The organism is Type-E symbiont of Plautia stali (assembly GCF_059731115.1).
Map to the genome: position 1 here is coordinate 4,038,730 of NZ_AP035906.1, position 13,616 is coordinate 4,052,345.

Annotated in this window: 12 protein-coding genes; 8 read left to right on the top strand and 4 right to left on the bottom strand. The window is 53.8% G+C overall.

The annotated features are described in order from the left end of the window. Positions 1–81 precede the first annotated feature (81 nt). The gene (locus AC6I8L_RS18705) at positions 82–1,128 is read left to right on the top strand and encodes an AI-2E family transporter (RefSeq protein WP_058960629.1); all 1,047 of its coding nucleotides are present in this window, start codon (positions 82–84) and stop codon (positions 1,126–1,128) included. A 152-nt stretch (positions 1,129–1,280) separates the two neighbouring features. Further along, on the top strand, positions 1,281–2,402 hold the full coding sequence (locus AC6I8L_RS18710; protein WP_058960630.1) for an RNA-guided endonuclease InsQ/TnpB family protein: 1,122 nt from the start codon (positions 1,281–1,283) through the stop codon (positions 2,400–2,402). A gap of 58 nt (positions 2,403–2,460) precedes the next feature. Here the strand turns inward: AC6I8L_RS18710 and AC6I8L_RS18715 are convergent, their stop codons facing one another. Continuing rightward, positions 2,461–3,408 carry an ABC transporter substrate-binding protein gene (locus tag AC6I8L_RS18715; protein WP_058960631.1) on the bottom strand — a complete coding sequence of 316 codons (948 nt, stop codon included), beginning with the start codon at positions 3,406–3,408 and terminating at the stop codon, positions 2,461–2,463. A gap of 9 nt (positions 3,409–3,417) precedes the next feature. Next, positions 3,418–4,182, bottom strand: a complete 765-nt coding sequence (locus tag AC6I8L_RS18720) for a class II aldolase/adducin family protein (protein ID WP_058960632.1) — start codon at positions 4,180–4,182, stop codon at positions 3,418–3,420. Between the two features lie 238 nt (positions 4,183–4,420). On the opposite strand from AC6I8L_RS18720, the gene AC6I8L_RS18725 reads away from it, so the two are divergent. Both AC6I8L_RS18725 and AC6I8L_RS18730 read left to right on the top strand, forming a co-directional pair. Beyond that, a complete protein-coding gene (locus AC6I8L_RS18725; RefSeq protein ID WP_058960700.1) occupies positions 4,421–6,025 on the top strand; it encodes an EAL domain-containing protein in 1,605 nt (534 codons plus the stop codon). Further along, positions 6,000–6,959 carry a D-2-hydroxyacid dehydrogenase family protein gene (locus tag AC6I8L_RS18730; RefSeq protein WP_058960633.1) on the top strand — a complete coding sequence of 320 codons (960 nt, stop codon included), beginning with the start codon at positions 6,000–6,002 and terminating at the stop codon, positions 6,957–6,959. Before AC6I8L_RS18725 ends, AC6I8L_RS18730 begins: the two co-directional genes overlap by 26 nt. Here the strand turns inward: AC6I8L_RS18730 and AC6I8L_RS18735 are convergent. Next, positions 6,951–7,418, bottom strand: coding sequence for a hypothetical protein (locus AC6I8L_RS18735; protein WP_034819738.1), 468 nt, complete (start codon positions 7,416–7,418; stop codon positions 6,951–6,953). The genes AC6I8L_RS18730 and AC6I8L_RS18735 overlap by 9 nt on opposite strands. A gap of 573 nt (positions 7,419–7,991) precedes the next feature. On the opposite strand from AC6I8L_RS18735, the gene proP reads away from it, so the two are divergent. The 3 genes from proP (at position 7,992) to AC6I8L_RS18750 (ending at position 11,681) form a co-directional block, all read left to right on the top strand. Next, positions 7,992–9,497 (top strand): glycine betaine/L-proline transporter ProP, encoded by a 1,506-nt coding sequence (proP, locus tag AC6I8L_RS18740; protein ID WP_058960634.1) that lies wholly within the window; start codon positions 7,992–7,994, stop codon positions 9,495–9,497. Positions 9,498–9,614: 117 nt separating this feature from the next. Next, on the top strand, positions 9,615–10,592 hold the full coding sequence (hemB, locus tag AC6I8L_RS18745) for a porphobilinogen synthase (protein ID WP_058960635.1): 978 nt from the start codon (positions 9,615–9,617) through the stop codon (positions 10,590–10,592). 114 nt (positions 10,593–10,706) lie between these two features. Continuing rightward, the gene (locus AC6I8L_RS18750; protein WP_058960636.1) at positions 10,707–11,681 is read left to right on the top strand and encodes a GGDEF domain-containing protein; all 975 of its coding nucleotides are present in this window, start codon (positions 10,707–10,709) and stop codon (positions 11,679–11,681) included. Between the two features lie 49 nt (positions 11,682–11,730). Here the strand turns inward: AC6I8L_RS18750 and AC6I8L_RS18755 are convergent, their stop codons facing one another. Further along, positions 11,731–12,756: an alpha/beta fold hydrolase gene (locus AC6I8L_RS18755; RefSeq protein WP_058960637.1), complete on the bottom strand. Its 1,026-nt coding sequence runs from the start codon at positions 12,754–12,756 to the stop codon at positions 11,731–11,733. A 322-nt stretch (positions 12,757–13,078) separates the two neighbouring features. On the opposite strand from AC6I8L_RS18755, the gene AC6I8L_RS18760 reads away from it, so the two are divergent. Next, entirely contained in the window at positions 13,079–13,567 is a 489-nt protein-coding gene (locus AC6I8L_RS18760) for a helix-turn-helix domain-containing protein (protein WP_058960638.1), read from the top strand. Positions 13,568–13,616 lie beyond the last annotated feature (49 nt).

Below are 13,616 nucleotides of genomic sequence, written 5' to 3' on the forward strand. Positions count from 1 at the left end.
GTTTCGCTTATTCCTAAATAAACAATCACTTAATCTCGTTCAACTACACTCTCCTGAGCCATTGATGACTCAGGAGAGTAAATGAACAACCTGCCCCAGGAAAAAATTGGCCAGAACATGCTGGTCAAAATGGCGATGCTGGTAATCATTCTGGCGGGCATTCGTGCCGCGTCAGAGATTCTGGTGCCCTTCCTGCTCGCCAGCTTTCTGGCGATTGTGCTGAATCCGCTGGTCACCCTGCTAATGCGGCGTGGCGTGCCGCGCGGTCTGGCAATCACTGCGGTAATCAGCGTGATATTTATCGTTATTCTGTTGCTGGTTGGCGTGATGGCCAGTTCTGCCAGTGACTTCAGCGATACCTATCCGCAAATTCGTAGCATGCTGGAGCAAAAGCTCGGCGTGGTGCAGCACTTTGCCGCCCGCTTCCATATCAATATCTCCACGGAGGCCTTAGCCGCGCGGCTCGATCCGAATGTGATGATGGATATGGCTACCACGCTGCTGAAACAGTTTTCGGGTGCCATGACCAACGTGCTGCTGCTGATCCTCACCGTGGTATTTATGCTGTTTGAAGTGCGTCATCTGCCGTACAAAATGCGTAACGCGATGGTCAATCCACAAATCCGCATCGCCGGACTTCATAGAGCGTTCAAAGGCGTGACCCACTATCTGGCGCTGAAAACCCTGGTCAGCGTCATCACCGGACTCGCGGTATGGCTGGTGCTGGAATTGATCGGCGTGAAATTCGCGCTGTTCTGGGGCGTGGTGGCGTTTATCCTCAACTTCGTGCCCAATATCGGCCCCATCATCGCCGGCATCCCGCCGTTTATTCAGGCTCTGGTGTTAAATGGCGTCTACGATGCGCTCTTCGTGGTCGCGCTGTTCAGTGCGATTCATATGGTGTTTGGCAATATGCTGGAGCCAAAGCTGATGGGGCGCGGATTGGGGCTCTCGACGCTGGTGGTGTTTCTGTCGCTGATATTCTGGGGCTGGCTGTTGGGGCCGGTGGGCATGCTGCTGTCAGTACCACTGACAAGCGTCACTAAGATATTGATGGAGACCACGCCGGGCGGCAGCCGACTGGCGATTATGCTGGGCAATGGGCGGCCAGGATCGCGTCCGCGTTAATGAGCACATAACCAATCCGGCACGATGCATCGCGCCAGATTGGTGTTTATCAATTTGCGCGTAAGACCTCGCCTAATCGGGCGGGGATATGAGCGCGGTAACTGCGTAACATCCCTTGAGTTTCTTAAATGATGTTCCGTAATATGTAAGATATGAAGCGCGCATATAAATACAGATTCTATCCTACCCCCGATCAGATTGAGCTTTTGGCTCAAACATTCGGGTGTGTGCGTTTTGTCTATAACAGCATCCTGCGCTGGCGCACTGACGCATACTATGACCGCCAGGAAAAGATCGGTTATACGCAAGCCAGCGCACGACTAACCGCTCTCAAAAAAGAGCCAGATTTTGCATGGCTCAATGACGTTTCCAGCGTTCCATTGCAGCAGGCGCTACGCCACCAACAAGCCGCCTTTTCTCACTTCTTTGCCGGTCGGGCGAAATATCCCACCTTCAAAAGCAAGCGCCATAAACAGGCGGCTACGCTGACCGATGCCGCGTTTAAATACCGTGATGGCAAGTTGTTTATGGCAAAGAGCAAAGCGCCTTTAGACGTGCGCTGGAGTCGCCCTTTGCCATCCGTGCCGTCTACCGTCACCGTATCTAAAGATTCAGCGGGGCGCTATTTCGTGTCGTGCCTGTGCGAGTTTGAACCTGTATCACTGCCGATCACCGCTAAAACGGTCGGCATTGATGTTGGTTTAACAGATTTATTCGTCACCGATACCGGATACAAAACAGGCAATCCCCGCCACACCGCTAAATATGCGAAGCGCCTCGCACTGCTCCAGCGTCGATTGAGCAGGAAGAAAAAAGGCTCAAAAAATCGCGCTAAAGCCCGTGTAAAAGTCGCCCGCATTCACGCAAAAATTGCTGATTGCCGCATGGATAACCTGCACAAGCTATCCCGCAAACTCATTAACGATAACCAAGTTGTTTGCATCGAATCCCTGAAAGTGAAAAACATGATCCGCAATTCGAAACTCTCCAAAGCGATAGCAGACGCAAGCTGGGGCGAATTTGTTCGTCAGCTTGAATATAAGGGCGAATGGTCGGGGCGATCCGTGGTCGCCATTGACCGGTTTTTCCCGTCCTCAAAACGTTGTAGCGGTTGCGGCTATACCCTGCCAAAAATGGCGCTTAATGTCAGGTCATGGACTTGCGCTGAATGTGGGGCTCACCATGATCGTGACGTAAACGCGGCGAAGAATATAAAAGCGGTCGGGCTGGCCGCGTTAGCCCATGGAGCGACTGTAAACCCTAAAGCCGCTTAAGGTGGTTTAGGTAGGTTGCGTTGAAGTGGGAATCCTCGCCCATTAGGGCGAGGAGCAGTCAATGCGTAAACACGCTGTTATCCGTAATCGCCTGCACATCGACCTTGTTCGGCAAAATCTTCAGCTCGCTAAACAGATCTGACACCTTCTGCACCTTTGCCACATCTTCCGCCGTTACGCCACGAACACCGTGCGAAATGCGCGGCGTAATCTTCTGTGCATCTTCCGGCGAGAGTCGCGTTAACTGGGCATACACAGCATTGTACTGCTGCGGATGTTCCAGCGCCCATTCACGGGCTTTCGCCAGGCGGTGGGTGAAATCGACAATCGCCGCCCGCTTAGCGGGATCGTCCAGCGAGCTTTGCGTGGCGGTAACAAACGACAGTGCGGTGGTTAGCCCTTTGCCATCGCGCAGCAGGCGCGCGCCGTGCTGTTCGGCAATCCCCAGATAAGGATCGAAAGTGGCCCAGGCGGCAATTTGCCCGGAATTAAACGCCGCGCTGGCATCGGTAGGCAAAACAAACCGCACCGGCACCGCATCGCGTTTGACCTGCGCTTCTTCCAGCGCCTCATACAACAGATGCTGCGAAATACTGCCGCGCGCCGATGACACCACCACTTCCTTGCCTGCCAGATCTTTTACGCTGTGAATTGGCGAATCCGCCGGAACGATCAATCCGTTCGAACCGGCATCGCCGACGTTGGTGGCGATGATCTTCAACGGTACGCCACCGGACGCCGCCATCAATACCGGCAAATCCCCCGCGTAGGAGGTATCGACCGCGCCCGCACGTTGTGCTTCAAACAGCGGCGCCGCGCCCTGAAAATTCGCCCAGCGATATTGATACGGCGCATCCTTCATCACATCCGCGGCCTCAATCAGCGAGCGCAGATTGCGCGCCTGATCGCCCAGCACCAGGGTGACTTTGCTTAAGTCAGGCGCTGCCTGACTGCTGAACGCCGCGCACAGCAACAGCGTCGAAACTACCGGTTTCAGCCATTTCATAGGGTGTTCTCAAAGTGCGTTGCGACTGAGCTGGCGGATGTAGGCATCCCAGTGCAGCTGATATTTGTGGTTACGGATGCTGTTATCGAAGGCTTGTGCCGCTTTTTCGGACACCGCATCAGGCAGGATGATCAGATCCGCGCCGCCAGACTGCGCGGCCAGCTGTGCCTGGCAGGCACGCTCAAGGTAGTAGAGGTTATAGAAGGCCTCTTCGATACTGCCGCCGCTGGTCAGCAGACCGTGATTGCGCAGAATCAGCGCGTTAAGATCGCCGAGATCCGCCACGATGCGCTGCTGCTCATCCAGATCCAGCGCGATGCCTTCGTAATCGTGATAGCCAAGGCGATTGTGGAAGCGCGTGCTGTGCTGCGAAATCATCAGCAAGCCGTTGCGCTGGGCAGAAACACCAATGCCCGCCGCCGTATGTGTATGCAGCACCGCATGCGCATCAGGGCGCGCGCGGTGAATGGCGCTGTGGATAACAAATCCGGCCTGATTAATCCCCAGTCCCGTCGGGTCATCAATGATGTTGCCGTCGATATCGATTTTCACCAGCGTCTCCGCCGAGATCTCATCGAAAGTTTGACCAAAAGCGTTAATCAGAAAATGGGGTTGATCGCCCGGCACACGCAGAGAAAAGTGGGTGTAGATATGGTCAGTCCAGCGCAGTTTGGCCGCCAGGTGATAGGCCTGCGCCAGCTTAACGCGCGCCTGCCACTCTCCTTCGCTAATGCGTTGGCGCAGGGAAGCTACATCCAGGGTTTCAGTGCTCATTTTTGCTCCTCATTTCAGGTCAATATGCTCTCCCAACATCGTGGCACAGCGCTTTTCCCGCTGGGAAATGCCAATAACGGCAAAACATTGTCAATTAACGCAAAGCGACGCCGATATTTGACCTGAGTCAGTCCAGAGCAAAATCAAAACGCTAATATGCACGGCCCCTGGAAGTGTTATGCTGCTGACGCCGCAGCTTAGCCCTCATCTGCTGCTTAAAATGACCGAGGAAAGTCAGGTGCCACCGCAAAAAAGAAATCGCGATTTTGGCTGGCTGTTAATTGTCTGTGCCGGGTTGTTACCGCTGGTGCTGGGCATCCTTTGTACAGCCATTGAAGCGCGGCATACGGTGAGCCAGCAGCAGATTTCCACGGCCAATTCCCTCTTAACGCAAGCGGAAAAGATGAGTGATAACGCCTGGGATATGATCACCCAGTTGCGTCAGTACCATTATCAGCCTTGTGCAAAAATCGAGGATCAACTGCAGCGCGCCGGTACCCTCAACGCCTATTTCCGTTCCGTCGGTATGCTAAGTGGCGAAAATATCAGTTGCTCTTCTGCCTTTGGTTTAGCCAATGGCACCCTGACCCAGATGATGATGCAGCCGCCGCCAATCACCGGTAAAGCCTGGTGGAGCATCTCCATTCGTGGCACTTACGGCGTGCCCAATCGCCCCGCCGTGGTGTTCGTGCGGCAACTGCCTGATAGCACCGGCTTCTGGGCGGTGATTGATGGTCAGTATCTGATGGACTTTATGCACGCGATTGGCGAGTCGCGTGGCTATCAGATGAGCCTGCGCTTTAGCGGCGGCGCACCGATCACTAGCGGCCCGGCCGATATCGAACCCGAACTGTATCTGAAAAGTGAGCCTTATCAGGCCGAATCCAGCCGCTACCCGATTAGCGTTAATGTCACGGTGCCCGCCTCCGAGTTGCTGAAAGCCTGGCGCCAGGCGCTGTTTATCTTCCTGCCGATGGCGGCGATTTTTTCTATCCTGCTGATGGTATTGACCGCCAACTGGCTGCGCCGCCGCATTTCGTGGGCCGATGAAATCCGCCGCGCGATGCGTAGCCGTCAATTCTCGGTCCATTACCAGCCGGTTTACAGCACGGAAATCGAGCGCTGCAAAGGCGCGGAAGCCCTGTTGCGCTGGCAATTGCCGAATGGTGAGATGATCCGTCCGGATATCTTTATTAGCCACGCCGAATCTGAAGGGATCATTGTGCAGCTGACCCAGCATTTGCTGGATCTGATGGCGGAAGATATTCAGGGCTGGCAGGTTGAGCCCGGTTTCCATATTGGCCTGAACGTGGCAGCAGAACACTTGCAACATGCCGATTTCGTGCAGGACGTTCAGCGTTTTGCCCGCCGCATTAAAGACAAGCAGATGGTGGTGACGCTCGAGTTGACCGAACGCAGCCTGATTGATGACGGCGAACTGGTGGCACGCAAACTGCGGCATCTGCAGTCACACGGCATGAAGGTGGCGATTGATGACTTTGGCACCGGCCACTGCTCACTCTCTTATCTGCTGACCTTCCCGCTGGATTACCTGAAAATCGATCGCGGCTTTATAAACGCCATTGAAGGCCTGGAGGTAGAAACGCCGGTGCTGGATGCCATCATTAACTTGTGCCACAAACTCAAGCTGGATGTGCTCGGTGAAGGGGTGGAAACCTCGTTACAATATGACTACCTGCGACAGCGTGGCGTGGTGCTGATTCAGGGCTATTATTATGCCCGTCCGATGGATAATGACCGGCTCCGCGCCTGGCTGGATGAGCAAGGGCGCCAGCCACTTCTCGTTGAGGAACCCCATGAGCCTGCATTGCGTCATTCTTGATGATTACCAAAACGTTGCCCTGTCGCTGGCCGATTGGGCATCGCTGCAACCTACCGTACACACCATCGCACTGACCCGGCATTTTGACCATGAAGATGAGCGGGTACGCCATATCGAACACGCCGATATCCTCGTTGTTATGCGCGAGCGCACACCGCTCACGGCCGAACTGATTGGTCGCTTGCCTAACCTGAAACTGGTGGTCACCTCCGGCATGCGTAATGCCTCGATTGATCTGCACGCCTGTGCCGAGCGCTATATCGCCGTGTGCGGCACCGCCAGCAGCAGCGCTGCACCGATGGAGCTCACCTGGGGTTTGCTGATTGGGCTGGCACGCCACATCAGGTTAGAAAATCAGGCAATGCGCAATAATGGGCCGTGGCAGCAAACGCTGGGGCTCGGTTTGCAGGGCAAAACGTTGGGCTTAGTGGGACTGGGCAAAATAGGGGGCGAGATGGCCAAAGTGGCACAGGCGTTTGGCATGCGCGTTTGCGCGTGGAGCCAGAACCTTACCGATGCGCGTGCCGCCGAATGCGGTGTCGAGCGGATGGACTCGTTACATGCGCTAATGCGGACCAGCGATTTCGTTTCCATACATCTGGTGCTTAGCGAACGCTCGCACCATCTGATTGACCGGGATGCATTAGCGCAGATGAAGCCAGGCGCACTGTTGATCAACACCTCGCGCGCCGCACTTGTCGACCAGCAAGCGATGATTGCCGCGCTGCAATCCGGTCAATTGGCTGGGGCCGGAATCGATGTGTTCGAACAGGAACCGCTATCTGCTGACCACCCGTTGCGCCATCTGCCCAATGTGCTGGCCACGCCGCACCTTGGCTATGTCGCCGACAGCAATTACCGCACCTACTTCACGCAGGCAGTGGAAGATATTCAGGGATGGATAAGCGGCGCACCACTGCGATCGCTACTCTGAGCGACGGCGTTTTTCGGCGATACGCAGCGCCACTTCCAGTGTGTCATCCGCCAGCGTGACTGGCGGGCGCTGGCCATTCAGGCGCTGGTTAATACGTTCTAAGGTCGGCGTCAGCTGTCCCACCAACTGCTGATACTCATCAAGCTGGGTAATGGGTTGATTACGCGCGATACTGGTTTGCGTCAGGCGTTGCAGCTGCCGCAAACTCTCGGCCGCCTGGCTGGTGAGCAATCCCGCCTGCCGCCAGGTTTTCAGGCGTTTCAGCAGTTCATCAGGTTGTTGGGCCAGTAATGCCAATTGGGCATCGGCACGTTCACCGCAGTCGATCCAACCAATCGGTGCCACAGGATCGGTGAACGTTCGCCGTGCATCAGGCGCATAATTGATAAGATTCCTTTCTACACTGTCAATTTGCGACAGCCAGGGATTCTCAAACAATCGGGCGTTTTTTCTCGACATGAACACTCCACCTGAGCCAGGCGGCAGAGTATTACCGAATGATGACAGGCTGGCAAGCAAAGCTTACCGCTTCGCTTAATGATAAGAATTTCTTATTTATTTGCGCAACAATCAGGTATAGCAATCAAGCCACCACTTGTCAGAACAATGGATTAATCAATCAGCGATGCGCAGTTGATATCGCTGATAATCATCAAAATTTTCTCCGCGTTTTTTCAGAAAAAAAATAAATGACACCCTTTGCCACCCTTTTGATGCATTCCTGGCTGAAACGCACGCATTACGCGGCCTGACGCGCGATAACCAGGATTTTATAAGCTGCGTTTTCCCCATCATTCAGCCAGAGTTTTAGCCAAAAAATAGCCAGTTGCTGGCTGAAACATGACAAATATCACACAAAATCGGTATACTCTGTCGCGGGACGTAATCATTTCGCCCCTAATTATTACCGTTGCTACGCCGGATAAATCCCTCTTTCACGGCTATGCTTAAATCTTCTCAACGCCGTGGACTGGCCACAAAATGTAGTCTGCAGCGTTGAGGATTTTTCGAATTCCAATACAGGGTTACATCATGAAACTACGTAGGAAGCGTGTAAAACCTATCGGGCTGGATGACGTCACGATTATCGATGACGCCCGTTTACGTAAAGCCATTACCGCTGCGTCTCTGGGCAACGCGATGGAGTGGTTTGATTTCGGTGTTTATGGCTTCGTGGCGTATGCGCTGGGTAAGGTGTTCTTCCCGGATGCATCGCCTAGTGTGCAGATGATTGCTGCACTGGGTACCTTCTCGGTTCCCTTCCTGATTCGTCCACTGGGTGGACTGTTCTTCGGTATGCTCGGCGACAAATACGGTCGTCAGAAAATCCTCTCCATCACCATTGTCATCATGTCGATCAGTACCTTCTGTATCGGCCTGATCCCCTCTTATGCCACCATCGGCATCTGGGCACCGATTCTGCTACTGCTGGCGAAAATGGCGCAGGGCTTCTCGGTGGGCGGTGAATATACCGGTGCCTCGATCTTTGTCGCAGAATATTCGCCGGACCGTAAGCGTGGCTTTATGGGCAGCTGGCTCGACTTCGGCTCCATAGCCGGCTTCGTGCTGGGTGCGGGCGTGGTGGTGCTGATTTCCACCGTCATCGGTGAAGCGAAATTCCTGGAGTGGGGCTGGCGTCTGCCGTTCTTCCTCGCGCTGCCGTTAGGCATCATCGGTCTTTATCTGCGTCATGCCCTGGAAGAGACGCCAGCCTTCCAGCAGCACGTTGAGAAGCTGGAGCAAGGCGACCGTGAAGGTCTGCGTGACGGCCCGAAAGTGTCGTTCAAAGAGATCGCCACCAAGCACTGGAAAAGTCTGCTGGCCTGTATCGGTCTGGTGATTGCCACCAACGTGACCTACTACATGCTGCTGACCTACATGCCGAGCTACCTTTCGCATAACCTGCACTACTCGGAAGATCACGGCGTACTGATTATTATCGCCATCATGATGGGTATGCTGTTTGTGCAGCCGGTGATGGGTATGCTGAGTGACCGCTTTGGTCGTCGTCCGTTTATCATCATTGGTAGTATCGCGCTGTTTGCCTGTGCGATTCCGGCGTTTATGTTGATTAACAGCGGCGTGCTGGGGCTGATTTTTGCTGGTCTGCTGCTGCTGGCGGTGATCCTTAACGCCTTTACCGGCGTGATGGCTTCCTCGCTGCCGGCGATGTTCCCGACGCACATTCGTTACAGTGCGCTGGCCAGTGCCTTCAATATCTCAGTCTTGATCGCCGGTTTAACCCCGACCTTCGCCGCATGGCTGGTTGAGTCGACCAACAATCTGTATATGCCTGCTTACTATCTGATGGTGGTGGCGGTGATTGGTTTGATCACCGGTGTTTATATGAAAGAGACCGCCAACAAGCCGCTGCGCGGTGCCACCCCGGCGGCATCGGATATTGAAGAAGCGCGTGAAATCCTGCAGGAACATCACGACAATATTGAGCAAAAAATCGAAGACATTGATGAAGAGATCGCCAAGCTAGAGGCGAAACGTAAAAACCTGGTGCAGCAGCACCCGGACATCAACGAGTAATCTTCTCCACTCCCGCCGCCCGGCGGGAGTTTTCGTTTCCGCACACAATCCTTCATCCCTGCTGACGAAAAGGGGTAAACTGTCGCCACTTTTTTCACCAGCATAAGTTGTACAAGCATGTCTGAATTCAATCTTATCCAGCGTCCAAGAAGACTGCGCAAAAGCGCATCAATGCGTGAGATGTTCCAGGAATCCCACCTCAGCCTGAATGATCTGGCCCTGCCGATCTTCGTTGAAGAAGGCGTGGACGATTACGTACCAATCAACGCCATGCCGGGTGTGATGCGTATTCCTGAGAAACGTCTGGCGTATGAAATTGAGCGTATCGCGAAAGCCGGTATTCGCTCGGTGATGACTTTCGGTATCTCTCACCACACCGATGCCACCGGCAGCGATGCATGGAATGAGAATGGCCTGGTGGCGCGTATGTCGCGCATCTGCAAAGACACCGTGCCAGAGATGATCGTGATGTCCGATACCTGCTTCTGCGAATACACCAGCCACGGTCACTGTGGTGTGCTATGCGATCATGGCGTGGACAACGACCAGACGTTGATTAACCTTGGCAAACAAGCCGTGGTGGCCGCGCAGGCCGGTGCCGATTTCATCGCCCCTTCAGCGGCAATGGATGGTCAGGTGAAAGCCATTCGCCAGGCGCTGGATGCGGCAGGTTTCACCGATACCGCCATCATGTCTTACTCCACCAAGTTCGCCTCATCGTTCTACGGCCCGTTCCGTGAAGCGGCAGGAACGGCATTAAAAGGCGATCGTAAAACTTATCAGATGAATCCGATGAACCGCCGTGAGGCGATTCGCGAGTCCCTGATCGATGAAGCCGAAGGGGCTGATTCACTAATGGTGAAACCGGCGGGCGCCTATCTCGATATTCTGCGTGAGATCCGCGAGCGCAGTACTCTACCGCTGGCTGCGTACCAGGTGAGCGGTGAATACGCGATGATAAAATTCGCGGCGCAAGCGGGTGCCATCGACGAACGTAATGTGGTTCTCGAAAGCCTTGGTGCGATTAAGCGTGCCGGTGCCGACCTGATTTTCAGCTATTTTGCCCTTGATCTCGCCGAGCAAAAAGTGCTCTGATAATCGTTACGCTTGGCAATGGATATCGCTACCGTTGCCAGGCGCTTTATGCCGTTGTGGCAGTAAAACACCAGTGTTGTTGTACCCGAATAATTCAAAAGAAAGAGTAACGCGATGAAAGCACCTGCACTGCCTGCGGACGAAGCGATTCGTCTGGCACAGTTACGTGCGCTCAACATTCTGCACACGCCTGCAGAAGAGCGTTTTGACCGTTTAACCCGCCTTGCGCGTCGTTTGTTCGGCGTGCCGGTTGCGCTGGTTAGCCTGCTGGAAGAGGACCATCAGTGGTTCAAATCTGTTGCGGGCCAAAGCGCGGCGACCGCACCCCGCAATACGTCGTTCTGTGGGCACGCCATCTTGCAAGATGATGTGATGGTGGTGGAGAACGCCCTCGAAGATGAGCGTTTCCACGATAATCCCCTGGTGAAGGCTGCCGATAACCCCGTGCGTTTCTACGCAGGTTGTCCGCTGCGTACGCCTTCTGGCGCTAAAGTCGGCACGCTATGCCTCGTCGATCATCATGCCCGCGAGTTCAATGAAGACGATATGCATACGCTGCGCGACCTGGCTGCGATGGCAGAAGCGGAGCTGGTGGCGTTTCAAACCGCAACTTCAGATGAACTGACCCAAATCACCAACCGTCGCGGCTTTATGACGCTCGGACAGCTGGCGCTCAATGAGTGTCAGATTAAACAGCTGCCGGCCAGCCTGACCTTCCTCGATCTCGACCGCTTTAAAGCCATCAACGATACGCTGGGCCACCGTGAAGGCGACCGCGCGCTGATGGATTTTGCCGACGCGATGAAGGTGAGCTTCCGTCATGCCGATATCTTTGCCCGTCTGGGCGGCGATGAGTTTGTAGTGCTGTTTAACGGCTTACAGCACGACGATGCCGAAGGTGTGCTGGCGCGCTTTGATCGTTTCCTGCAGAAGCAGACTCAGGACTTGGACCGCCGCTACGCCCTGCACTTCTCTTCAGGCATCGTAGAGTTTGATCCTGACCAACCGCAATCGCTGGAGCAGTTGCTGGAAGGCAGCGATGCGCGCATGTACGAAGCCAAGAACGGCAAGAAAAAACTGACGCAGTAATGTGAGGGCGTGCCAGGGCACGCCCAATTGCCACATCGGCTGCCATTCCTTACAGCGGACGCGACAGATCGTTAATCAGTGTCTGATTAAACTTTTGCGGTTCTTCCATCTGCGGTGCATGTCCCATGCCCGGGAATTCCACTAACCGCGCGCCAGGAATCATCTTCGCCACCTGCTTGCCCAAAACATTGTAATGACCTAACTGCGCTTTAACCGCAGCGGGGGCGATATCGCTGCCAATCGCCGTGGTATCCGCTGTACCGATCATCAGCGTCGTAGGTACTTTGAGATCTTTGAATTCGTAATACACCGGCTGGGTGAAAATCATGTCGTAAATCAGCGCCGAGTTCCATGCCACCTTCTTGTGGCCCGGTCCGCTGTTCAGCCCCGCCAGCATATCCACCCATTTGTCATACTCCGGTTTCCACTGACCGCTGTAGTAAGTATTTTGCTCATACTTTTTAATGCCAGCCGCACTGAGCTTCAGCTCACGCTGATACCACTGATCCACCGAGCGCCACGGCGCGCCTTTGGCTTTCCAATCCTCCAGCCCAATCGGATTCACTAGCACCAGTTTCTGCGTCTGCTGTGGATACATCAGCGCATAGCGCGTGGCCAGCATCCCGCCGGTCGAATGCCCGACTATCACTGCCTTATCGATACCGAGCTGTTGCAGCAGTTGATGGGTATTCAACGCCAGCTGCTGGAAGCTGTATTGGTAATTGGCGGGTTTCGTCGAACTGCAGAAACCAATCTGGTCCGGCGCAATCACCCGATATCCCTGCTGGCTAAGCGCTTTGATGGTGTCTTCCCAGGTTGCACCACAAAAATTCTTACCGTGCAGTAATACCACCGTTTGACCATTAGCCTGCTGCGCGGGTTTGACATCCATGTACCCCATGCTCAGCGGTTGCTGCTGTGAGGAGAAATTAAAGTGTTCAAGTGGGTAGGGATACTGAAAACCTTCCAACTGCTCGCCATACACATTGGCCGCTAACGCGGAGGTGGTGGGTAGCGCAGCCATCGCCGTCAAAATCACGGCAAGTGACTGTTTTAGCGGGAAACGAAAAGCCATGCGCACTGCTCCTGAGCTATGAAAAAACCATCAGTGTGGCACGTTAATCGCCAGTGCGCATTGATGAGGTGTGCCAGCGCCACGTTTTCTCATACTGTTAAGCTCGGCAAAGTGATGGAAAATTTGAGTTAAAAATAACGGGCGTGATTACGCTAAATATTCAACATCGATTCAACAAAAGCGGCCTTAATTTCACTAAAAGCAAGACCAGCCTTGATGACAAATAATAAAACAGCCAATTCCTTATAAAACTTTACGTTAATCGGATGATTGGAAAGATTAATTATTTTACACTGTGTCCAGTTAATGGAGGATCAAAAAGATGCCGCAAAAATACAACGAAGGGGTTATTGATTCGGTGACCAAATGGATTATGGACAATCTGGATCAGCGCTTAAGCATTGATGATATCGCCGTGAAATCGGGTTATTCTAAATGGTATTTGCAGAAATTATTTGCCCGCTATCATAATGAAACGCTGGCACGGTATATCCGTAAAAAGAAACTGGCATGCTGTGTCAGCGAGCTGAAATACAGCAACGCACCGATCATCAGTCTGGCCGTAAAATACCATTTTGAAAGCCAGCAATCGTTCACTCGCTCCTTTAAGCAAGTGATGGGTTGCACCCCACTCTACTGCCGTAAGCGTCAGCTGGGGAGCGAAGCCGAGCAGCAATTGAAAGAGAGCACTGATCCATGCGTGATTTGCCGTAAGCATGGATTTAACAGCAGTGAGAAAATGAAAGAAGTGAGAACGCCAGCGCTGCGCTCAGGTCAATTTCCCTCACGTATTGATTGTGTGATGCGTTAATAATTCGCGTCACTATTTTTCTTTGCAGGATTTGCATAACAACGGATGG